Origin of the sequence: Weizmannia sp. FSL W8-0676 (genome assembly GCF_038593015.1) — a bacterium.
Taxonomy (GTDB): domain Bacteria; phylum Bacillota; class Bacilli; order Bacillales; family Bacillaceae_C; genus Weizmannia; species Weizmannia coagulans.
This window is the reverse complement of record NZ_CP151954.1, coordinates 2,724,408-2,746,893: the sequence shown is the minus strand read 5'-3', so window position 1 is coordinate 2,746,893 and position 22,486 is coordinate 2,724,408. Positions and strand designations below refer to the sequence as shown.

Below are 22,486 nucleotides of genomic sequence, written 5' to 3'. Positions count from 1 at the left end.
GGGAGAAAATTTGCCGAAATATAATCTTCTGGAAGCAATGAAGGAGCAAAAAAGGACGGACGCGAAGCTCACGGATAAAAAACAAAAAATCATGGAGGCAGCCATTGCCTTGTTTGCAGAGAAAGGGTATGGCAATACGCCGACAAGCGAAATTGCAAAAGCGGCCGGCGTTGCAGAAGGGACGATTTTCCGGCACTTCGGCACGAAAGACCATTTGCTTGTTTCGCTGATCGTTCCGTTTTTAAAAGATTCGATTCCTTTGATGGCGGAAGAGCTTTTTGAAAAACTGCTGTCAAACCATGGCCTCGGTTTTGAGGACTTTTTGCGGAACCTGCTCCGGGACCGGCTTCTCTTTTTAAAACAGAACAGGGAGATTTTCCAAATCATCGTAAAAGAGTTTTTTTATAATGAAGAAATCCGCCATGAACTGATGCCGTATGTTGCGGAAAATATCGGTTCCCGGCTGGTGCAGGTGATCCGCGCTTTCCAGGAACGCGGGGAACTGGCAGGCCGGCCCGCGGAAGCGATGGCAAGGCATATCTTTTTTTCAATCGGCGGCACATTTATTTTGAAGTTTGTCTTCGGGCTGAACGGATCCCGGGATGAAGAGGCTGAGATTGAATCCGCCGTCCGGTTTATCATGGACGGGGTGCGGAACAGATAGGCGCATCTGCGGCAAAATAAAAGAACCCGAAATTCCGGGTTCTTTTCTGCTATTCGGGGCTTGTCAAACGAATCCGGCTTTGCGTTGCTTCATGACGATTTCAAGGGCAAAGTTTTTCCGGCATTTTTTATAAAAACATGTCCAGGCCGGAGCTCCCAAGCCTAGGACTTTAGAGCCCGGTTTATTTATTGGGTTCTGCGATTGCATGGAAATCGTGTGCATCAAGCGGCACGATTTTTGTTTTTCTTGCGATTTTGTACCCGAACCACAAGACGAGAAAGAACGGGATGCCGAGATAGGCCGCAATGACATTTCCCCAGTTGATATGCGGTGCGAGAAATGCCTGGTAGTCCTGGGCGAGTGTCACAATCAGGCAAACGGCAATGGCAAAAACCGGGCCGAACGGATACCATTTCGCTCTGTAAGGAAGTTCATCGAGCGCGTGCCCTTGCGCGAGAAAAGCTTTGCGGAACCGGTAATGGCTGACGCAGATGCCGAGCCAGAAAATAAAGCTGGTGATGCCGATCGAATTCATCAGCCAGATATATACAACACCGTCCCCGAAAATGGAAGTGAAAAACGCAAGCATACCGACAACTGCGGTTAAAATCATGGCCGGCACCGGGACGCCGCGCCTGTCAAGCTTTGAAAAAATACGCGGGGCCTGTCCTTCCTTTGCCATCGCGTAAAGCATGCGCGTGGATGCGTACAGGCTGGAATTGCCGGCTGACAGAACAGCGGCCAGGATCACGGCATTCATCATCGAAGCTGCAAATGAAAGGCCGGCTTTTTTAAAGACAAGCGTGAACGGGCTGAGGAGAACATTTTCGCTTTCCAGGCTGCTGTTTGTATACGGGACAAGGAGCCCGATGACAAGGATGGCAAGCACATAGAATAATAGAATTCTCCAGAAAACATTTTTAATCGCTTTCGGCACATTTTTCGCCGGATTTTCGCTTTCCCCGGCGGCAACCCCGACAATTTCCGTCCCCTGAAACGAAAAACCGGCCGCAATAAAGACGAGAAAAGTGCCGAGAAACCCGCCCGGAAACGGTGCCTTCCCTGTAGTGAAATTTTTTACGCCGGCTGCTTCCCCGCCAAGAAGGCCAAAAACCATCAATAAGCCGACAACGATAAAAAGAATAATCGCCGCCACTTTGATGAAAGAAAACCAGTATTCCCCTTCGCCATAACCTCTGACGGTCAAATAATTGAGCAGGAAAATGAGCACAAAAAAGGACATGCTCCATAATAACGACGGGCTGTGCGGAAACCAGAACTTCATGATCATAATCGAAGCGGTCAGTTCGGCAGCAATCGTCATCGCCCAGTTGAACCAGTAAGTCCAGCCAATTGCAAATCCGAAAGCGGGATCGACGAATTTTGTCCCGTATGTGCTGAACGCGCCGCTTGTCGGCATGTAGGCGGACATTTCCCCAAGGCTTGTCATGACAAAATACACCATTGCCCCGACCAGTGCGTATGCGACAAGTGCTCCGCCCGGCCCCGCCGAATGGATCGCCGCGCCGCTCCCGAGAAACAGGCCGGTTCCGATGGAGCCCCCGATCGAAATCATCGTTAAATGGCGTGCTTTCAGTCCTTTTCGGAGTGTCCTGCCCTGCTGCTTTGGAAGATGGATGTCCTGCTGCTTTTCCAATTCCATTTTTCTTTTCCCCCTTCATTCGTTTCATAAGAACGCTTGCAAAAATGTATATATTCTCATATCAGGACTTTTTGCAATTTTCATGCCAAAGGCGGAGGAGCTGTTTTTCGTGAAGCAAACGCGATGCATGCAAAATTTTTTTGCACATGCGCGAACCATGATTTGGCGCCGGCATGATTATGTTGCGGGCCGCGAGTGCATTTCCCTTCAGGATGCAAAATCCATTTGCATGCGGCTAAAATAATGTCAAAAAGAGGGTCACACACAGACATGGCGAACATGAGACCCCGGCGGCCCGATTTCTGCCGGGATGCTAATAAAAATGCCATTGTGTTTGTAAATCAGGGGGCATTTTGTACACCTTAAAGTTGAGCACAGTTGAAAACGTCATCACAGACTCTCTTTTACGCAAAAATATAGGGGATATATGTTCAGCCACCCAGTATTTTGATTCAACCCAATGACAACGTTTCCCTGTGCGCCCAAAGTATAAATAGTTTGTTGTATAATAAAAGCAAAGTAAAAAGAAAACGGTGATGAAAGTGAAAAGCAACTTTTCATTTTTTAAAGGGAAATGGGATGTGCTTGCAAATTTGGGTGAGACGGCTGAGAGAAATATTTATCAGGATCCCCATACAACGATTATGAAGCTTAGGTTGTTTGCTGAGACGTTGACCAAGTTCGTACTGGCAGCCGAAAATATTAAGGAAGCATACGGGACATCCCAAGTGGATCGTATCCATACGCTGCGCAGAGAAGGTTTGATTGAGCCGGAGCTGGTGGATATTTTTGAGACGCTGCGCCGCAAGGGCAACCAGGCGATGCACGAAGCGCTGAAATTTACAACGGGGGAAGCAAAAGCACTGCTTAGGCTCGCTTTTCGATTGTCCATTTGGTTTATGGAAGTATACGGAGAATGGGATTTTCAAGCGCCGGAATACATAGAGCCGAAAGAGCAGAAGAAAGTCGATACGGAACAGCTTCAACAGGAATACGAAGAGAAGCTGAAAAAGCTTGAAGACGAGTTAGAATCCATTAGAGCAAAAGCTTCTGAAGAGAATGCGGAAGAGAAAACGAAACGGAAAAAGAGAGCCGCAACTTTTATGCGCCGCCACGAACTGACGGAATCGGAAACACGTGCCATTATTGATGAGAAGTTGCGTGCGGCCGGCTGGGAAGCAGATACAACGTTGTTGAATCATTATACACATGGTACAGTGCCTGAAAAGAACCGGAATATGGCCATTGCGGAATGGAAAGTGGGCAGCGGCAGAGCGGACTATGCTTTATTTATCGGTTTGAAATTGGTCGGGCTCATTGAAGCAAAGGCGAAGAAAAGAACGATTCCAAGCGCGCTGGAAAGCCAGACAAAAGCGTATGCAAGGCAAGTGCGCCAAATTGAAAATGAAGAGATTTTGCAAACGCGAAATGAATATAAGGTGCCTTTCCTATACGCAACCAATGGCCGGCCTTTTCTCAGGCAGCTTCAAGAGGAATCGGGCATTTGGTTTTGGGATTCCCGTAAGCCGCTTGAACACGCCCGCCCGCTTGAAGGCTGGCACTCTCCCGATGATTTGCTAATGTTACTGGGCCAGGATGATGAGGATGCCAATCAGCGGCTCGAAGAAGAAAGCATCTCGATATTCGGATTGCGCCCGTATCAGGAAAAGGCGGTGCTGGCTGCCGAAGAAGCGCTGAAAGCCGGACAAAGAAGAATGCTGATCGCCATGGCAACAGGGACCGGGAAAACCCGTACCGCGATTGCGCTCATGTACCGGCTCATTAAATCGAAAAAATGCAGACGCATTCTTTTTCTTGTCGACCGCAACTCACTCGGGAAACAAACGGAAGATGCCCTGAAAGATACGAAGATTGAAGGTTATTCATTCTCTGATATTTATGATGTGAAGTCGATCGGGGACATTTCACCGGAAGTGGCAACAAAGGTGCATATTGCAACGGTGCAGGGAATGGTGCGCAGGCTTTTCTACAGCAATGAAGAAAAGATTCCGAGTGTAGGGCAGTACGATTTTATCATTGTAGATGAAGCGCACCGCGGCTATACAAGCGACAGGGAAATGTCCGAAGAAGAGCTTTTGTTCAGGGATCAAAATGATTATGTCAGCCAGTACCGGCGCGTTCTTGACTATTTTGATGCAGCCTGTTTAGGGCTGACTGCGACACCGGCGCTTCACACGACGCAAATTTTTGGCATGCCGATCTTTAAATACTCGTACAGTGAAGCGGTACTGGACGGCTATCTGGTTGACCATGAGCCGCCTTATGTATTCAAAACGGAACTTTCGCAAGCGGGGATCACTTTTGAGAAAGATGAAGAAGTCGAAGTGTATGATGCAGAAAACGGCGAAATTCAATTGGAAAAAATGGAAGATACCCTTCATTTTGAAGTGGAACAGTTTAACAAAAAAGTGATCACCGAATCTTTTAACAGGGCGGTGCTGCATAAACTGGCGGATTATATTGATCCGTCCGGCAAAGAAAAAACCCTGATTTTTGCTGCTACCGACCAGCATGCAGACCTGGTTGTCCGTTTATTGAAAGAGGCATATGCCGAACGCGGCGATGAGATAGAAGATGATGCCATTATGAAAATTACGGGGTATATTTATAAGCCACTGGATGCCATTAAACGTTTTAAAAACGAAAGGCTGCCGAATGTTGTTGTAACGGTTGATTTGCTCACGACCGGTGTAGATGTGCCAGCCATTACGAATCTCGTATTTCTGCGCCGCGTTCAATCCCGTATTCTGTATGATCAAATGCTCGGCCGCGCCACCCGCCTTTGCCCTGAGATCGGGAAAAGCCATTTTCATATTTATGATGCTGTTGGGATTTACGATAAACTTCAGCCTTATACAGAAATGAAGCCAGTCGTGAAACAGCAACATGATAGTATTGGCGAGCTGTACAAGTCGCTTGTGAACGCGCAAACGGAAGAAGAAGCCAAATTTTACCGCGATCAGTTGGGCGCAAAAATCCAGCGGCGCAAACAAAGGCTCAGTGAAGAAGCAAAACAGAAATTTGAAGAGCTGTCCAATGGCAAAAATATTGAAGACTGGGCGAAAGAAATTCAATATTACACGCCGCAGGAAGCAAAGCAAAACAGCCTCTTGTTTGAGTACATGGAAAATTACCGGACAGGTGGAGATAAACGCTATATTTCCAATCAGGCAGACCGGGTAACAGCAGTCATCCGGGGCTATGGTGAAGGGAATGAACGACCTGAAGATTACCTGGATGGATTTGTAAAATTTATTAAAGAAAATATCAATGAAATTCCCGCACTCCACCTCGTTTGCACGCGCCCGAAAGATTTAACAAGGCAGGACTTGCGTGAATTAATTACGATACTGGAGACGAAAGGGTTTAAACAATCCCACTTGCAAACGGCCTGGAAACAAACGAAAAACGAAGATATTGCGGCCGATATCATCAGTTTCATTCGCCAAGCTGCATTAGGCGAATCGCTTATTGATCACGAAACCCGGATCAGGCGGGCGATGCAAAAGGTGTACGCCCTGCATGACTGGACGCCGCGGCAGAAAAAATGGCTGCAGCGGATTGAAAAGCAGTTGCTGCAAGTTCCGGTGCTGGCGCCAAACCCGGAAGAGGCGTTTCGGGAAGAACCGTTCCGCAGCCAGGGCGGGTATAAGATTTTGAAGCGAGAATTTGGTGATGAAATTGATAGGATTGTGGATACGATTAATGATAACCTGTATGCGATATAAATATACCCAGTTCATCCAGCCGGATTTTGGCGGTTGGATGAACTGGGTTTCTTTGTTTTGAAAGACCCGATATTTAAACCTTGCCGGGAAAAACTTGATAGAAACGTGGACTTTTTTAGGATTTTGCATATATAATTGTACATGTACAATGATGTATGCTAAGGAATTGATTGTATAGTTTCCATAACCCCCCAATAGATATTGAATTTGAAACAAGGCAGGAAAAAGATGATTTTATCAAATGGGTTTTGGAACCAGGTTCGCCATCAGAAGAGCGAAAATGCCTGAGTCAAATTCGGGAAAAAGCAAAAACAGTACAAATGCTGCAAAACCAATCCGTGCAAATTTTTCAAACCAAAAATGAACGAAAGTAAAGGCAGCCTATATCATATACAGGCAGAACCCAGCTCCTTTGAATGCAAGCTCCCAAAAAGTGACTGGGTTCTTTTCTTTGGAATATAGAAGGGCTTGTTTCATTGCAAGTAACATGTGCAGTAAAAACAGGAGGAGAAAAATGAACAACCAGGAAATCGTACAAAAGCTTTGGAACTTATGTAATGTTTTGCGGGATGACGGGATTACATATCAGCAATATGTGACGGAATTAACGTATCTGCTGTTTTTAAAAATGATGAAAGAACAAGAAAAGGAGTCTGCCATTCCGGAAGGCTATCGCTGGGATGACCTTGTGGCCAAGGAAGGAACGGAGTTAAAAACATTTTATCAGCATTTGCTGCTGCATTTGGGCACAAGCGGCAATGAAATGCTGCGCGATATCTACAGCGATGCAGCGACCAGCATTTCAGAGCCGAAAAACCTTGAAAAAATCATTAAATCGATTGATGCCCTCGACTGGTACAGCGCAAAAGAAGAAGGGCTCGGTAATCTGTATGAAGGACTGCTGGAAAAAAATGCGAATGAAAAGAAATCGGGAGCAGGGCAATATTTTACACCGCGCGTCCTGATTGATGTCATGGTGCAGCTGGTCGACCCGAAAATCGGCGAGCGCTGCGCGGATCCGGCAGCCGGCACTTTTGGCTTTATGATTGCAGCGGACCGTTATGTAAGACAGAAAACGGATGACTATTTTGATCTGGATCCGCAAATGGCGGAATTCCAGAGGAAGGAAGCTTTCTCCGGGATGGAGCTGGTAAAAGACACGCACCGTCTTGCATTAATGAATGCCCTGCTCCACAGCATGGAAGGGCGTATTGAGCATGGCGACTCTTTATCCAACAACGGGAAATGGATGAAAAATCTGGATGTCATTTTAACAAATCCGCCTTTTGGCACAAAAAAAGGCGGCGAACGGGTATCGCGCGATGACTTGACGTTTGACACATCGAACAAGCAATTGAATTTCCTGCAGCTGATCTACAATGCCTTAAAAGATGATGGCAAAGCGCGCGCAGCAGTCGTTTTGCCGGATAATGTGCTGTTTGAAAGTGGCGTTGGTGCGCAAATCCGTCGTGACTTAATGAACAAATGCAATCTGCACACGATTTTAAGGCTGCCGACCGGTATTTTTTACGCACAAGGTGTCAAAACAAACGTCTTATTCTTTACGAGGGGAAAAACTGACCGGGACAACACAAAAGAAGTGTGGGTGTATGACCTCCGCACGAATATGCCGTCATTCGGCAAACGCAACCAGTTGACGATGGCGCATTTCGAAAACTTCATGAAAGCCTACGAAGCTGAAGACCGGTCGAAAGTGGAAGACGAGCGCTGGAATGTGTTCACACGGGAAGAAATTGCGAAAAAAGGTGACAGCCTCGACATCGGCCTGATCGCGGATGCGTCATTGTCCTCCTACGAAAACTTGCCAGACCCGGTTGAATCGGCAGAAGAAGCGATCGCAAAACTGCAGCAGGCAATGGATTTATTGGGCGAAGTGGTAGACGAACTGCGCGCTGTGGAAGCGGATGAGGTGGTCGTGAAGTGAGGAAGAAGCAAAAGACCATGGAGGAGTTATTGGAAGAAGCATTGGTGCCGGAGGAAGAGCAGCCGTATGAAGTACCGGGGAATTGGATTTGGGTATATTCAAAATTTTTATTGGACTTTATAGGTGGAGGAACACCTCCAAAAGGTTATAACAAATATTGGGATGGTGACATTCCTTGGGCCACCGTTAAAGATATAAAAGGAAGATATCTTGTTACTACGAGAGATAAAATCACTGTTGCAGGATTAGAAAATAGTTCAACGACTATGGCATACGAAAACGAGCTCTTATTAATAACTAGAATGTCTCCTGGTAAAAGCACAATTACAAAGATTTCGACTGCTATCAATCAAGATTTGAAAATAGTTAGACCAAAAATTCAAATACAACCTTATTTTTTGTGGCTATTTTTTACTGTAAACCGTACATTAATTGAATCTATGTCAACTGGAACTACAGTAAAAGGAGTACAAGTGGAGAAACTAAAAAAAATACCTTTTCCAGTACCGCCTTTAAAGGAACAAATACGTATCGCAGCCAAAGTAGAGCGGCTTTTAAGTAAAATCGACGAAGCAAAGCGGTTGATTGAGGAAGCGAAGGAAACGTTTGAACTTCGCCGGGCGGCTATTTTGGATAAGGCGTTTCAGGGGGAGCTGACGAGGAAGTGGAGAGAGCAGCACCCGGAAATTGAAAGTGCTGAGGTTTTATACAATAAGATCATCCGCTTCACGAAGCCCAAAAATGTTTCTTCTAATGTAGAGCAAAAATTAAATATTCCTGACACATGGAAAATGGTGAGGTTGGGAGAGGTGGTCCAAGTAAATCCTCCCAAAAAGAAACTTGAAGAAATTTCTGATCAGCAAATTTGTACATTTGTTCCAATGCCTGCCGTAAGCGATAAAACCGGAAAAATTGAGTCACCAGAAGAAAAGGAATATGCAAAGGTAAAGAAAGGCTATACGTTCTTTTTAGAAAATGATGTGCTGTTTGCCAAAATAACACCGTGTATGGAAAATGGAAAATCGGCTATTGCAAAAAATCTTAAAAATGGATTTGGCTTCGGATCAACTGAATTTCATGTTTTAAGAACAAACGAATATATCAACGAGCGATATCTCCACTACTTAGTCCGTTCCAAGAAATTCAGATTAGAAGCCAAAGGGGAGATGACAGGGGCTGTCGGACAACAGAGGGTACCGAAAGAATTTTTAGTAAACTACCCATTTCCATTACCACCCAAAGAAGAACAGGACGCAATAGTAGATATTTTGGATGAAATTTTCACAAGAGATGATATTGCCTATAGGATAATCGAAACCAAGTATGAACTAGAAACATTAAAACAATCCATCCTCTCCAAAGCCTTCCGCGGCGAGCTTGGAACGAATGATCCGACCGAAGAAAGTGCGATCGAGTTATTAAAAGAAGTGCTGCAGGAACAAGTGAAATAAGCGTAATCATGGCAGGGGCTGTTTGTTGATTCCCCTGCCTTTTTCTAACTGCCTGGCTAGAGGTGATCTTTGAAGCCGCTGTGTTTTACCACGTCAAATCCCGAGCCGTTTCATCCGGTACTGGAGGCTTTGCCGGCTCAATCCGAGCTGCTCTGCTGCTTTTGATATATTCGACCCGTTTGCCTCAAGTGCCTCTAAAATGCATTGTTTCTCATACTCAAGCAGCCGGTCTTTTAAAAGCGGTGATTTTTCCGCCGCCGGAGTGTAGTGGCCGGACTGCCGGTACTGCATGGGCAGGTGGCGGAGTTCAATCATGTCTTCATCCAGCATGACATTCATCGCTGCCTCAATGATATGCTCCAGCTCGCGTATATTGCCAGGCCAGCGGTACGAACGGAAGAAAGTAAGTACTTCCGGTGTTATTCCCCTGACATTCATTTGAAAAAGAGTGTTGTATTTTTGAATAAAGTGGCCGGTGAGAAGGGGCAAATCTTCCAGCCGGTCCCTTAACGGTGGGATAAGCAGCGTCACGACACCAAGCCGGTAGTACAAATCTTTGCGCAGCCGGTGATTTGCAATCGCTTCGTAAGGCGTTTCGTTCATGGTGGCGATCACGCGCACATCGACCGGCTTTTCCTGCGTCCCCCCGATCCGCTTCACTTTTTTCTCTTGCAACACCCGCAAAAGTTTTGCCTGCAAATGAATGTTCAATGCATTGATTTCATCGAGCAAAAGCGTGCCGCCGTCCGCCTGTTCGAACAGCCCTGCGCGGTCAACGGCCCCTGTAAATGCCCCTTTTTTCGTACCAAATAAGATACTTTCAATGAGATTATCGGGAAGCGCTGCACAGTTTTGCGTGATGAACGGTCCCCGGCTTCTTTCGCTTTCATAATGGATACTTTGCGCGAACAACTCTTTTCCCGTCCCGGTTTCACCGATAATCAGCACATAGGAGGAAGTACGGGCGGCGCGTCTTGCAAATTCAATGACTTCAGAAACTGCCTTGCTTTTTCCGATAATATGATGAAATGTGTAACCGGTATGGGGCTCGTGGTTTCGGCGGATGAGGCGCTCAATTTTCGTAATGTCCTCCGCAATTTCAACAGCGCCCGCCAATTTTCCTTTATAATAAAACGGATACGTATGGTTGACGGAAGTAATTTCGCGGCCTTTATTGTTAAAGTACGTCTGTTTGACAAGATGGCTTTCTTCTCCGGTTTTGAGCGACTTTAACAAGGTGCTTTCTTCACTGCTGCGAAAGCGGAAAACATCTTCCAACTTTTTATACAGTACTTCACGGCTGTCCATCCCCTCAATATCCCGCATTTTTTGATTGTAAATCATCGTGCGCCCTTCTTCGTCCACTGCATGAATGCCGGCATCGACGAGATTCATTATTGTTTCGTACAACGCGAGGAGTACATCTTTTGTTTCTTCCATGTTGCGTCCACCCCCTTCGATGATAAAAATTTTAAAATATTTTGCGGCTTTATGCAAAAATTTTTTGCATTTTCACTGAAAAAACCGCACGAAGGCCTTTTTTTCATGATGGCATTCTTTTTGCATATGAATGGATAGGGACATTGAAAAGAAGGGGGAAACAAAATGGCACAAGTAAAAGAGCAGGCGAAGCAAGTGATTGAAAAAACGGAACAGTTCGGTGCGCATAATTACGCGCCGCTTCCGGTTGTCATTTCGGAAGCGGAAGGGGTGTGGGTGAAGGATCCGGACGGCCGCCGCTATATGGATATGCTGAGCGCTTATTCGGCACTGAACCAGGGGCACCGCCACCCGAAGATTATTCAGGCATTAAAAGACCAGGCGGACCGTGTGACGCTCACATCACGCGCGTTTTATAACGACAAACTTGGCGAATGGTACGAAAAAGTGTGCCAACTGACGAAAAAGGATATGGTGCTGCCGATGAACACCGGGGCGGAAGCGGTGGAAACGGCGGTCAAAGCTGCACGGCGCTGGGCATATGATGTGAAAGGCGTGCCGGACAATAAAGCGGAAATCATTGCCTGTACCGGAAATTTCCATGGCCGTACGCTGCTTGCGGTGTCGCTCTCATCGGAAGAAGAATATAAACGCGGCTTTGGGCCGATGATTGAGGGCATCAAGCTCATTTCGTACGGGGATGCGGAAGCGCTGCGGGAAGCCATCACTCCGAATACGGCAGCGTTCCTTGTTGAGCCGATCCAGGGGGAAGCTGGCATCAACATTCCGCCGGCCGGGTTTTTAAAAGAAGCAGCGGATATTTGCCGCGCGTCCCGGGTGCTTTTCATGGCAGACGAGGTGCAAACCGGGTTAGGCCGGACCGGCAAGTTGTTTGCGGTTGACTGGGAGGGTGTTACCCCGGATGTGTTCATTCTTGGGAAAGCGCTTGGCGGCGGTGTCATGCCGATTTCCTGTGTAGCTGCAAATAAAGAAATACTGGGTGTATTCAACCCGGGGTCGCACGGCTCAACGTTCGGCGGCAATCCGCTTGCATGCGCGGTATCGATCGCAAGCCTTGAGGTGATTGAAGAAGAAAAACTGGTGGAACGCTCGCTCCGGCTTGGACAGGTGCTCCTGGAGAAACTGCGTGAAATCAAGCACCCGTCGATTAAGGAAATCCGCGGCCGCGGCCTTTTCATCGGCGTGGAGCTCACGGAACCGGCGCGCTCCTATTGCGAAGCATTGAAAGAGGAAGGGCTGCTTTGCAAAGAAACGCATGAGAATGTCATCCGATTTGCCCCGCCGCTTGTCATAACGGAAGAAGAGCTGGAATGGGCAATTGAACGGATCCGGAAAGTTTTTGAGGAGAAAAAATGATCAGAAGCCTGCTCTGCCAAACGGCGGGGCGGCTTTTTTGATTGGAAAGAATATAAGAGGCGCCCGCACATGCAAACTGTTTTTTGGGTGGCCTGCCAAAAGTCACTATACATTGCCGGCAGGGCCACGCCATACATTCATTTGGGAAATCATATGTCGTTCGAGTGGGGTACTCGAAGGATATTTAAAGGTTTGTCTCCTGGGTAGCAAAAAGTATTTGAAAGCGGCGGTTCGCTTAAGATTTGTCTTTCATAACCGTGATGAAGGAGGCGCAGCTATGGAATTCCGGAAAGCCCATCTTGATGATCTTCATCATTTAATAGAGCTTAGAAAGCAGCAGCAGGTTGCCCAGGGCATCGAACCAAAGACGGACATTGATGCCGATTTGGAAAAGTTTTTTCAAAAGAAATTAAAAGAAGGCTCCATGGTCCAATGGCTTGCGGAAGACGAAGGAGAAATCGTTGCTTGCGGGGCCGTCATTTTTTACGAATTCCCGCCCAGCTATGTGAATAAAAGCGGGAAGAAAGCCTACATTACAAATGTGTATACAAAAGAAGAATACCGCGGCCAGGGGATCGCGAAAGAATTGATGGGAAAACTGGTTGATGAGGTGAAAAAGGCCGGCATCTCCAACATCTGGCTTGGCGCTTCTGAAATGGGCAAGCCGTTGTATGAAAAATTCGGTTTCCAGGAAGTGGATGAATGGATGGAACTGCATTTATGATAAAAAAGAGAATGAGAAAAACCGGTAATCCGGTTCCAAAGTGTATTTTTTGAACTTCCCCATCTGCCGGTCTATACTTAAAATGGTAAGGGAGGAATGGTCGATGTATGAAATTGCCATTATTGGAGCTGGTCCGGCCGGGGCAAGTGCCGCTATTTTTACGGCCAAAGCCGGGAAAAGCACAGTGCTTTTTGATGGCGGCACGAGCGCTACCAAGCGGGCTTTGCTGAAAAATCACTACGGTGTAACAGAAATAACCGGACCAGACCTGGTCGAAACCGGTAAAAAACAGGCAGCGCAATTCGGTGCCAAACTGGTCGACAAAAAAGTTGAATCGATTGAAAAAACGGAAAATGGTTTTACCATTAAAACAGAACAAGAGTCGTACGAAAGCAAATACGTTATTCTTGCAACCGGCATGATTGCAAGCCTCGGGGAAGCCCTTGGCGTCAAAACCAAACCGGCAACAGAACCACGCGTAAAAACCGTTTTTGCAGTGGATGCGCAAGGAAAAACGAATGTCCCGAATGTATGGGCATGCGGAACGGTTGCCGGCGTTTCCATGCACACGATTATCACAGCAGGCGACGGCGCTAAAGTGGCTGTTAACCTCATCAGTGAAATCGACGGCAAACGCTGGGTCGACCACGATGTTTTAGGAAAATAAGCCGTTGCAAACGAACCGGGCAAAACTCCGCCCGGTTTTCGTTTTCTTTATTTTTCAATGCGGGCTAGAACTGAAAAGAATTCGTCGCAGATAAGCATTCTGACATGCTTATTGTTTTTCCAAAATCAAACCACCCACTGCAAAGCCGGGCACTGGGGATGCAGCCGGTACACGCGAGATTCAGGCAATCATCAAACCTTTTTTGCGGAAAGCCGTCTTTCCCATCCATGGGAGGATTGTTAGATACGTTTTTTGGGAGAACTTGTCTTTGGTGTCATTTTGCTTTTTAGTTGGATCGGACCATTCAAAAGTGGTTTGAGAAACTAACCGATTTTTTTAATATTAACATAGTAAAATGGGGTTGAATATCAATGATTTTAGTTAGTTCATGTTTAGCAGGACTAGAAGTTCGTTATGACGGGAAACATTGCCTTCGTGACATAATCAAGAGGTTAGTAGATGAGAACCGCGCTATCACAGCTTGTCCGGAACTATTAGGAGGTCTTCCAATACCAAGGATCCCTGCCGAAATCATTCAAGGAGATGGCTTCGATGTATTGGATGGCCGGGCAAAAGTGGTAGATCGGTTAGGAAAAGATGTAACCGATATGTATATAAAAGGCGCATATGAGACATTAAAACTGGTACAAAAGATGAAGATCACAACTGTTGTGTTGAAAGAAAATAGTCCTTCATGCGGAAGTTCAATGATTTATAACGGTGAATTTAGCGGCAAAAAGGTACCCGGCAATGGAGTGACTTCTGCTTTATTAAAAAGAAACGGAATCAAAGTTATTTCAGATGTAGAGCTTACAGAGTTGGAAGAGTTGGAAGAAATGCTTTAATATCAAAAAAGGCACCTTTAAAGAACTAAAAGAAGAGAATAGTAAATTGCTCAACATTAGATTTTACGATTTTAGGCAGACACCCCCTTATGTATTGGAGGGATAAGTAGCTTTATTTTATGTAAAAAATTCCAAACTTTGTTAATTTGGAATTTCTCCCGGAAATTTATTCGTTCTGCACAAAAAAAGAAAAATCCTTTCCAATGAGGTTAGAAAAATCCCCTTGGAAAGGTTTATTCCGGTTTACTCACCATGGAGAATCTGACAAAAATTTATCTTGAAGTATAACCTGCATCCAAATGAATCGTTGTTCCTGTTACATAGGATGATGCGTCGGAAGCGAGCCAAAGATTTGCTTCGGCGATTTCCCGAGCTTGACCGAATCGACCAAGTAAGCTCAATAGCGGGGCATATTCTCCTTCCGTAAAACCGAACTGTTCAATAATCTTCATCAAATTCAGCAACCGGTTTGTCATAGGATAATATGAAAGTTCAATTAACAAAACAAATAAAAAAGACTTATTGAACATTGGAAAGCCCGCAAATGGTGATTTCAAGCAGTCTCTTTCCATGTGAAGGATTGATGGGTTTGTGGTAAGTCAAATTTTGTTGTATTGAAAAGTCTCTGGTTTGTGTTAGAATAGAAATAGCCATGAAATCACTCCCTGGATATTTGGTCGTACTTATATCTTAGCAAAGGAGTGGCTTTCACGGCTCTTTTTTTTTCAAAAAAAATCATCCTTTTCCGTTTTACAATATTTTCCACAGGAATGAGTAGCCTAATCTATTGAAACTCGCCCAAAGCCTCAAAAAGTGATAAAATTCTGGCACTTATAATAAGCAAATTTATCCTATTAAAATCAAAAACTCACAATTTCTTTTTGCATTTGTCATAATGTTCCTACAAACGTCTTCTTTCTTTAGTGGAATAAATCAACGACCTTTAATTGTCTGACTGCTTACAGTTTCAGGGGATATAGCATTTTGGCAAGGGCTCTCAATGAAAAAATCTTTAAGAGTGATAACATGAAACGAGGAATTTTGGGTTTATTAACAGCTGTCTTGCTAATTGTACTTGCATTTCCATCCAGCAGCCTTGCTGCAACACCAACTAGTAATAGAGGGGCTACACCTCAACTATCTGGCAATGAACCAACTTATACTTATTGGATACAAAGCGGGGATCCAAAATATATTAAAAAGAGTTTTGGAGGCTGGAGAGATGTAGGGGCGGCTGTACATGGACCAACAACCTTAGTACAAGTATATAAAGAATCTTCGTCAATTAGTGTGACAGCTTCTGCAGGTATCCCAGTTAAACAAATAGAGGCTGGATTATCTAGCGATTTTTCTAAAAAATATTCACTTACTACTACAACAAAAACAAAGATTCCAAAAGGAAAAAAAGGCCAATTTCAAGTAAGAAGTGTTTATAAATACTACAAAGTGACAATGGTTCAATGGATGGCAATGGACGGAAAAAGAAAAAAAACAGGAAAAAAGAAGACAGTTACAGTTAAAAAGAAAACATCTCTTGAAAACAGAGTATTACTTAAAAACCCAAATAACTAAAAGAAATCAAATGGAGAAGTTGCTTCTCCATTTGATTTCTTTTTAAGGTGAATTTTTTGCATCTCTATATTAAGATGAACGAAGTATCATGTGATTTGAAAAATTATTTAGAAAGGTTTACTTATAATTCCAAAATATTCCACTATCTTTTCTATTAAATTTATAGTAAAATAAACTGTTAACGCATAGAAAGGAGGCAAACGTCATGGCAAAGAAATCGATGATTGTCAAACAAAAACGTGAGCCGAAATTTAAAGTTCAGGCTTACACACGCTGCGAGCGGTGCGGGCGTCCTCATTCGGTATACCGCAAATTCAAACTTTGCCGCATCTGTTTCCGGGAACTTGCGTATAAAGGCGAGATTCCGGGAGTAAAGAAATCCAGCTGGTAAGCCTTCCCCGCTCCCCTTTTTCGGGGCACGGGATACATATCCCCGTTCTTTCCGCATCTTTGTAAATTCTTTAATCCCTCTTTATCATAATTTAACAAATCGGTGGTACTCTAAAATCAGCGGGGATGGCAAGCGTGGCCATCATCGGTACACCGCGTAGGCGGAGCGGGTACCTTGATTTCCAGTACAGCCGGCATGTTTACTTGGAAATCCAAAAGCTTTCCCTTCTGATTTTTTTAAAAGGAATTTCGGCATGCATGCAGAAATTTTTCTTTTATAGAAAATGAAAAAAAGGGAGGACATAGGAAAATGTCGTCATAGGCAAAACCTTTTATGACGAGGTATGTGTCAAGCTTTTCTCGATTGTGAGATGTTGAAGGCAGCCTTCGAATGCGATTGAGAACTATTTTTATACATATGAGACAGTTGTCAAAACTGAATGGTTAGATTTTATGTCAACACTCCGTTCCAATATGCTACTATTAAACCAAAGCAATTGGAACGGAGCAATGTCAATGGACACGAAACAAGACTTTTTTACCCGTAAAAAAGAGGAGTCCGGAATTGTGCTGAATGCAGTGCAGCAAGAGGCCGTAAAGCAAACGGAAGGTCCGCTTTTGCTTTTGGCTTCTCCCGGGTCCGGAAAAACGACGACAATTATCATGCGGATCGGCTATTTAATTGAAGAAAAAGGGGTGGCACCTGCACGGATCAAAGCCATTACGTTCAGCCGGGCCGCTGCCGCTGACATGAAAGACCGGTTCCGAAAGCTTTTTCCGAACCTTCCGCCCGTTGATTTTTCAACGATCCACAGCCTTGCTTTCGAACTTGTCCGCATATTTTTCAGGCGGGCCCATATCCCTTTCCAGCTGATTGAAGGCGAGGCGGGGCCGTACCATAAGAAAAGAATTTTGCGGGATGTATACAAGGCCATTAACGGGGAGAGGATCACGGAAGACCAGCTGGAGGAACTGCAGACGTATATCAGCTATATCAAAAACAAGATGATCCCGCCTGCAAAATGGGGGAAGGTGGCGACGAGTGTGCCGGAAGCTGCCCGGATTTTAAAGGAGTATGAGGCATTTAAAAAGCAGGGCACCAGACAGCTGCTTCTTGATTTTGATGATATGCTGACGCATGCGAATGAAATATTAAGGCGTGATCCTGATCTTCTCCGTATGTATCAGGGGCGTTATGACTATGTGCTGACGGATGAGAGCCAGGATACGTCCATGGTACAGCATGCCATTGTTGAAAAGCTTGTGCGCCGGCATCGCAATTTGTGCGTTGTCGCCGATGATGATCAGTCAATATACAGCTGGCGGGGTGCGGAGCCGTCCTACTTGCTAAATTTTAATAAAGTGTATCCGGATGCGAAAATTTTATTTATGGAACAAAATTACCGGTCATCTCAAGAGGTTGTCACGGCTGCCAACCTGTTTATCAAGCGCAACAAGCACCGCTATGATAAAAACATGTTCACGGAAAACCCGCCTGCCGGGCCGATCCGGTTTGTGCGCCTGCCGGATTATAAATACCAGGCAAAATATTTGGCCCAAAACATTGCCGCATCCGAAAATTTCTCGGAAATTGCCGTGCTGTACCGCAACAATATGTCTTCGATTGCCCTGATCAACGAATTTGACCGGGAAGGGATTCCGTTTTATCTCAAAGATACCGACAACCGCTTTTTCTCCCACTGGGTCGTCCAGGATATTTTGAATGTGATGCGGCTCACGTTTACCGATAAACGGGCGGATATCCTCGCGCAGGTCCATTCGAAACTGGACGGTTATATTACGAAACAGCAGATGGAAGCGGTAAAGGGGATCCATAATAACCAATCTGTTTTTGACAATTTAATCCAATACGCACATTTGAAGGACTACCAGGTCCAAAAAGTGCGTGAAGTAAAGGAGACGCTCCGGGAAATGCGGGGCATGCCGCCGCTGGATGCGATTCATGTTATTCGCGGCAGGCTCGGCTATGAAAAAGCGCTCGAAAACATGTGCAAAAGATTAGGATTTCGAAAGGATCCCCTGATTGGCATTTTAAACACACTCGAAGAAATCGCGGACACGCTTTCCACCATGGAGGAATTTGCCGCGCGTCTTCAGCATTTGGCGCAAATTTTAAAAACGGCGAAAGGGAACAAAGGCCGGAATGCTGTGACGCTTTCGACGTTTCACAGCTCTAAAGGCTTGGAGTTTGAAAAAGTATATATGATTGACCTGGTGAATGGGATCATTCCGGGTGACGATGAAAAAGAAGATGAGTTACTGATGGAAGAATCGGTCCGTCTTTTTTATGTGGCCATGACGCGCGCGAAAAAGTCGCTGGAAATGGTCAGCTATGAAAAACGGGACGGAACCCGGACAATGGACTCGCCGTTTGTTGCAGCGGTGAAGGAAATTGTCAACAATGTTGAAAAGGCGGCAAAAACAAAGCCGGACATGGCAGTTGCCCGAATCGGCAAAAAGACGGTCTCCATACCGTATAACCCGAATGCAATGAAGGATGCCTCCGCTTTTGTTGCCGGCAAAAAAATCCGGCACCGTGTGTTTGGCCATGGTGAAATTATAGAGATCAACGGCGACACCATGGCCATCCGGTTCGAAAAACGGACGGTGAAACTGTCTATCCCGACCTGCATCGAAATGGGGCTGCTTGAGGAAGCCGGTCGGTAATCGTGTGTGAAGAAGGAAAACTGAAGCGGATATAAAAAATGCCGGGAATCTCCCGGCATTTTTGCACCCCTGACCGCCGCAAAGGGCTCGCGGCTGTATGTAAGGCAAGGGATGCAGGCCATTTTGATGATTGCAGCAAAGCCTGCATCCGGTTGGTGACACGGGACCCCGTGCAAATGGGAGCAGAGCATTCCCTGCTGTTTGGCATTACTGCTCGCGGATGCTGTTTTCCTGCATTTTTCTTTTTTTCCTCCAAATCAGCAGCTGTTCTGTTAAAATGCCGACCACAGAACCAAGAATTAAGCCGTTGTTTAAAAAAGTTGCCACCACCATTGGCAAATGTTCAGTTGCATGAGCCGGCAAAAACATCGCGCCGATTCCGACCAGGAAGGAGATGCCCGCTGTTGTATGGGCAATCTCTTTGTCCGGGCTTTTTTCAAGGTCATTTAAGGCAAGGCCGACCAACTGTGTGAAGACTACAAAGGTAACGGCATAGCCGACCGGCGCGGGAATCGCGGACATGATATGCACGAGCGGCGGCAGCAGCGCAATAATGGAAACGAAACAAGCGCCGTACAAAAATGGTTTCAGCACTTTTATGCCGGTTTGTGCAACATAGCCTGCCGCTGCTGCAATCGGCACTGCGCCGACAGCGGAAAAGATGCCGGCAAGCAGCTGGTTGATGCCAGATATGAACAGACTGCTCCGCACCCGCTCTTGCCGGACTCCCGTCACATTTCCCATGACGCGCACAGACGTAATCATATTCGCAGTTAATAAAAGCCCGATGAATACACCGGTTGTGACGGCGCCGGAATCAAAACGCGGTTTTCCAAAATCAAATACGGCGGGAAGAGAGAACCAGCTTTTCCCAAATGTAATGGCCGGTGCTTCGCCGAAAAGCGCGAACAAAATCCAGCCGCAAATCAAGCCGAGCATGATCGAATATTGCTTGACCCACGGTTTCTTTACATGGCCAAAATAGAATGTAAGCAATACTGTGACAAGGCTCAAAACGGCAACAAGCGGCCGGACTTCCTGATGGGCCCCCGAAATGCCGAGCATCCCTTTCATAAAAGAGCCGCTCAACTGCAGCACGAGCAGCAGCAAATAAATAAATGTCACAACCGGCGTAAACAGTTTATTTAATTGGTCCACAAGGCCGGTAAAAGCGAGCAGAAAGAAAAAGATGCCGGTTACCATTAGCGCGCCTGCCAAATATTGCAGAGATTCAATACTTGAAGTGTACAAGCTGCCGACAAGCCCTGCATAAATGGCAAACACGCTCCACCACAGTCCGGCCGGCCCTTCATTGATGGGCATTCTGTGGCCGAAAATTCCTTGCAAAAGGCCGCCGATCCCGAGCACAAAAAGCGTCCGCTGCACAAACAGGGCAGTCTCGCCCGCACTGAAATGGAAAGCATCCGCAATGGCAATCGGGGCCGCGATCGACCCGGCGATCATAAATGCCATCCATTGCAGCGACGAAATAAATGTTTTCATAGGCACACCGTTCTTTCCGTTCAAAAAAATGGAAAATACCAGTAAATATAATTATAGCAAAACAGATTTTACATTTTAAACATAAACCATTTCGCGAACGGGGGAGGGAAAGCGGGCATGGCGGACGGCGGCATAAACAGGGGCTGCAAACCGGACGGGCGCGGGTAAGCCATGTTTTGGCCCACAAAAAAATCACAAAACGCGCCTCTGTGCATTTGCCGCTAAAAGAAGTTTGCGGCCTGCCTTCACTTAGGCGTGCGGTATTGAAAAATTGGTGATGGATCATTTTTGCCGGTGCCTGGTTAAGGAATGGCTGGTTTAGGTGGAAAAACGGGGCCGCTTTCCTTCACATAGAGGGCATCTGCATAAAGGAAGCAAAAATGGCGTTGTTCGTTCGCATAGAAACGCCTCAGCCCGTTTATTGTCAAAAACGGCTTTAAAAAAACAATTTGGGCAATGGATCCCTTGCCCGAACATGTTCCTTATTCTGCGACGCTTACGCTGGCGCTGGCAACTGCCCGCTTGTGTTTTCTGATTGTATAGAAAATGAGGATTGCCCATATTGCCACAATGGCTGTATAGGTAACGCCGTACCACCCGCTTCCGGCGCCGGCCATTTTTAATAAAGTTTGCACGTTGCTGAACACAATCATGCCGCTGACAATGACAGCCAGCAAATGAGCCGGCAAAATTTTAACCAGATAGGCTGCAATCGGTGCGGCGATCAGGCCGCCAAGCATGAGGGCGATCGTCCAGATCCAGTTAATCTGCATAGCGCCGAGGGATAAAAGGAAACCGATGCTTGACGCCAGGGATACGGCAAATTCACTTGTATCTACCGAGCCGATCACTTTCCGCGGTTCGATGTCATTTCTGGACAGCAAAGCCGGTGTGGCGATAGGGCCCCAGCCGCCGCCCCCCGTTGCATCAAAAAATCCTGCGACAAAGCCGAGCGGGATGAAAAATACGTTTGACCCGGTCTTCTTTTTAACTTTCAACGCCCCGCGCGCGTTGATCAGAAACCGGATAAGAATATAGAGGCCAAGGGCGATCAGAAAAATAGAAATGTACGGTTTTAATGTGCTTGCAGGAAGATGGCTGAGAACGGTTGCCCCGAGAAAGGCGCCGACAGCCCCGGGTACAACCAGTTTCCAAATGATCCCTTTATCGACATTCCCAAATTTCATATGAGAGACCCCGGAAGCCGCCGTTGTAAAAACCTCCGCCAAATGCACAGAAGCTGATGCGACAGCCGGCGCAATTCCGAAAGCCAAGAGGAGTGAGGTAGAAGTCACCCCGTAACCCATTCCGAGAGATCCATCCACCAATTGTGCGGCAAGGCCGACAAGTGCTAAGACAATTAATTTTTGCATGTTCATGTTCCCCGCTTTCTTCATCCATAAATTTGATTCATCCTGATGTAGAGGGATTATACGCATCAGGGTCTATCCTGGGTCAAACGGCCGGCCTTGCAGAAATTAAAAATCTTTCCGCCATTTTACGGAAAGACAGCGAGTAAAGGATAAGCGCTTATCTTTCAAAATGGTACCCATTTTGCTGGAATTGGCACCTTGCTGCTCGCTGCAGGTTGCCGGACTTCATTGGGCCAGATCCCTCCGTCGCTCTTGATAAGTGATTTGTTGTTTAAAATTTTATCAGAAAATAAATGGAAGTCAATATAATTATTGCAAGTTTTTTTATAGGATTTATACGAATGGGGGGATAAAGAAAAAACTCCCCATCAGATTACGCTGTGTCGGGAGTTTTTTCTTTACGCCGGATTGGTGTTAAAAAGCTTGTTTTAGGAT

General features: G+C 46.0%; 17 protein-coding genes and 1 riboswitch. Of the genes, 11 read left to right on the top strand and 6 right to left on the bottom strand.

Features of this window, described 5'->3' with window-relative positions; translation table 11 throughout:
• Positions 1–10: 10 nt before the first annotated feature.
• On the top strand, positions 11–664 hold the full coding sequence (locus NST20_RS13550; protein WP_342399650.1) for a TetR/AcrR family transcriptional regulator: 654 nt from the start codon (positions 11–13) through the stop codon (positions 662–664).
• Between the two features lie 181 nt (positions 665–845).
• Here the strand turns inward: NST20_RS13550 and NST20_RS13545 are convergent, their stop codons facing one another.
• Positions 846–2,327, bottom strand: a complete 1,482-nt coding sequence (locus NST20_RS13545; protein WP_342399649.1) for an amino acid permease — start codon at positions 2,325–2,327, stop codon at positions 846–848.
• Positions 2,328–2,863: 536 nt separating this feature from the next.
• On the opposite strand from NST20_RS13545, the gene hsdR reads away from it, so the two are divergent.
• From hsdR to NST20_RS13530, 3 genes are all read left to right on the top strand, one after another.
• Positions 2,864–6,076 carry a type I restriction-modification system endonuclease gene (gene hsdR / locus NST20_RS13540; RefSeq protein ID WP_342399648.1) on the top strand — a complete coding sequence of 1,071 codons (3,213 nt, stop codon included), beginning with the start codon at positions 2,864–2,866 and terminating at the stop codon, positions 6,074–6,076.
• Between the two features lie 514 nt (positions 6,077–6,590).
• On the top strand, positions 6,591–8,021 hold the full coding sequence (locus NST20_RS13535; protein WP_342399647.1) for an N-6 DNA methylase: 1,431 nt from the start codon (positions 6,591–6,593) through the stop codon (positions 8,019–8,021).
• Positions 8,018–9,472 (top strand): restriction endonuclease subunit S, encoded by a 1,455-nt coding sequence (locus NST20_RS13530; protein WP_342399646.1) that lies wholly within the window; start codon positions 8,018–8,020, stop codon positions 9,470–9,472. Before NST20_RS13535 ends, NST20_RS13530 begins: the two co-directional genes overlap by 4 nt.
• Positions 9,473–9,565: 93 nt before the next feature.
• Here NST20_RS13530 and NST20_RS13525 read toward each other — a convergent pair whose 3' ends face one another.
• On the bottom strand, positions 9,566–10,912 hold the full coding sequence (locus NST20_RS13525; RefSeq protein WP_342399645.1) for a sigma 54-interacting transcriptional regulator: 1,347 nt from the start codon (positions 10,910–10,912) through the stop codon (positions 9,566–9,568).
• A gap of 165 nt (positions 10,913–11,077) precedes the next feature.
• Here NST20_RS13525 and NST20_RS13520 point away from each other — a divergent pair, with 165 nt between their 5' ends.
• The 4 genes from NST20_RS13520 to NST20_RS13505 all read left to right on the top strand — a co-directional run bounded on the left by NST20_RS13520 (position 11,078) and on the right by NST20_RS13505 (position 14,525).
• Entirely contained in the window at positions 11,078–12,289 is a 1,212-nt protein-coding gene (locus NST20_RS13520; protein ID WP_211062238.1) for an ornithine--oxo-acid transaminase, read from the top strand.
• Positions 12,290–12,566: 277 nt separating this feature from the next.
• Positions 12,567–13,013: a GNAT family N-acetyltransferase gene (locus NST20_RS13515; RefSeq protein ID WP_013860456.1), complete on the top strand. Its 447-nt coding sequence runs from the start codon at positions 12,567–12,569 to the stop codon at positions 13,011–13,013.
• 103 nt (positions 13,014–13,116) lie between these two features.
• Positions 13,117–13,680 carry an FAD-dependent oxidoreductase gene (locus tag NST20_RS13510; protein WP_019721639.1) on the top strand — a complete coding sequence of 188 codons (564 nt, stop codon included), beginning with the start codon at positions 13,117–13,119 and terminating at the stop codon, positions 13,678–13,680.
• Positions 13,681–14,051: 371 nt separating this feature from the next.
• Positions 14,052–14,525, top strand: coding sequence for a DUF523 domain-containing protein (locus NST20_RS13505; protein WP_026684082.1), 474 nt, complete (start codon positions 14,052–14,054; stop codon positions 14,523–14,525).
• 272 nt (positions 14,526–14,797) lie between these two features.
• Here the strand turns inward: NST20_RS13505 and NST20_RS13500 are convergent, their stop codons facing one another.
• Together NST20_RS13500 and NST20_RS13495 are read right to left on the bottom strand one after the other, a co-directional pair.
• A complete protein-coding gene (locus NST20_RS13500) occupies positions 14,798–14,977 on the bottom strand; it encodes an SDR family oxidoreductase (RefSeq protein ID WP_236579019.1) in 180 nt (59 codons plus the stop codon).
• A gap of 67 nt (positions 14,978–15,044) precedes the next feature.
• Positions 15,045–15,179, bottom strand: a complete 135-nt coding sequence (locus NST20_RS13495; protein ID WP_342399644.1) for a hypothetical protein — start codon at positions 15,177–15,179, stop codon at positions 15,045–15,047.
• Positions 15,180–15,551: 372 nt separating this feature from the next.
• Here NST20_RS13495 and NST20_RS13490 point away from each other — a divergent pair, with 372 nt between their 5' ends.
• The 3 genes from NST20_RS13490 to NST20_RS13480 all read left to right on the top strand — a co-directional run bounded on the left by NST20_RS13490 (position 15,552) and on the right by NST20_RS13480 (position 19,175).
• A complete protein-coding gene (locus NST20_RS13490) occupies positions 15,552–16,097 on the top strand; it encodes a hypothetical protein (protein ID WP_328229334.1) in 546 nt (181 codons plus the stop codon).
• A 205-nt stretch (positions 16,098–16,302) separates the two neighbouring features.
• Positions 16,303–16,488: a type Z 30S ribosomal protein S14 gene (locus NST20_RS13485; RefSeq protein ID WP_013860453.1), complete on the top strand. Its 186-nt coding sequence runs from the start codon at positions 16,303–16,305 to the stop codon at positions 16,486–16,488.
• Positions 16,489–17,003: 515 nt separating this feature from the next.
• The gene (locus NST20_RS13480) at positions 17,004–19,175 is read left to right on the top strand and encodes an ATP-dependent helicase (RefSeq protein ID WP_342399643.1); all 2,172 of its coding nucleotides are present in this window, start codon (positions 17,004–17,006) and stop codon (positions 19,173–19,175) included.
• Positions 19,176–19,382: 207 nt separating this feature from the next.
• Here the strand turns inward: NST20_RS13480 and NST20_RS13475 are convergent, their stop codons facing one another.
• Positions 19,383–20,678 (bottom strand): purine/pyrimidine permease, encoded by a 1,296-nt coding sequence (locus tag NST20_RS13475; protein WP_342399642.1) that lies wholly within the window; start codon positions 20,676–20,678, stop codon positions 19,383–19,385.
• 482 nt (positions 20,679–21,160) lie between these two features.
• The gene (locus NST20_RS13470) at positions 21,161–22,051 is read right to left on the bottom strand and encodes a sulfite exporter TauE/SafE family protein (protein WP_237348540.1); all 891 of its coding nucleotides are present in this window, start codon (positions 22,049–22,051) and stop codon (positions 21,161–21,163) included.
• 154 nt (positions 22,052–22,205) lie between these two features.
• Positions 22,206–22,313, bottom strand: a riboswitch (SAM riboswitch).
• Between the last annotated feature and the right edge of the window lie 173 nt (positions 22,314–22,486).

Coding starts and splice junctions, on each gene's coding strand:
- NST20_RS13545 (WP_342399649.1), bottom strand. CDS start 2,327: ATGGAATTGGAAAAGCAGCAGGACATCCATCTTCCAAAGCAGCAGGGC.
- hsdR (WP_342399648.1), top strand. CDS start 2,864: ATGAAAGTGAAAAGCAACTTTTCATTTTTTAAAGGGAAATGGGATGTG.
- NST20_RS13535 (WP_342399647.1), top strand. CDS start 6,591: ATGAACAACCAGGAAATCGTACAAAAGCTTTGGAACTTATGTAATGTT.
- NST20_RS13525 (WP_342399645.1), bottom strand. CDS start 10,912: ATGGAAGAAACAAAAGATGTACTCCTCGCGTTGTACGAAACAATAATG.
- NST20_RS13520 (WP_211062238.1), top strand. CDS start 11,078: ATGGCACAAGTAAAAGAGCAGGCGAAGCAAGTGATTGAAAAAACGGAA.
- NST20_RS13515 (WP_013860456.1), top strand. CDS start 12,567: ATGGAATTCCGGAAAGCCCATCTTGATGATCTTCATCATTTAATAGAG.
- NST20_RS13510 (WP_019721639.1), top strand. CDS start 13,117: ATGTATGAAATTGCCATTATTGGAGCTGGTCCGGCCGGGGCAAGTGCC.
- NST20_RS13505 (WP_026684082.1), top strand. CDS start 14,052: ATGATTTTAGTTAGTTCATGTTTAGCAGGACTAGAAGTTCGTTATGAC.
- NST20_RS13500 (WP_236579019.1), bottom strand. CDS start 14,977: ATGAAGATTATTGAACAGTTCGGTTTTACGGAAGGAGAATATGCCCCG.
- NST20_RS13495 (WP_342399644.1), bottom strand. CDS start 15,179: ATGGCTATTTCTATTCTAACACAAACCAGAGACTTTTCAATACAACAA.
- NST20_RS13490 (WP_328229334.1), top strand. CDS start 15,552: ATGAAACGAGGAATTTTGGGTTTATTAACAGCTGTCTTGCTAATTGTA.
- NST20_RS13485 (WP_013860453.1), top strand. CDS start 16,303: ATGGCAAAGAAATCGATGATTGTCAAACAAAAACGTGAGCCGAAATTT.
- NST20_RS13480 (WP_342399643.1), top strand. CDS start 17,004: ATGGACACGAAACAAGACTTTTTTACCCGTAAAAAAGAGGAGTCCGGA.
- NST20_RS13475 (WP_342399642.1), bottom strand. CDS start 20,678: ATGAAAACATTTATTTCGTCGCTGCAATGGATGGCATTTATGATCGCC.
- NST20_RS13470 (WP_237348540.1), bottom strand. CDS start 22,051: ATGCAAAAATTAATTGTCTTAGCACTTGTCGGCCTTGCCGCACAATTG.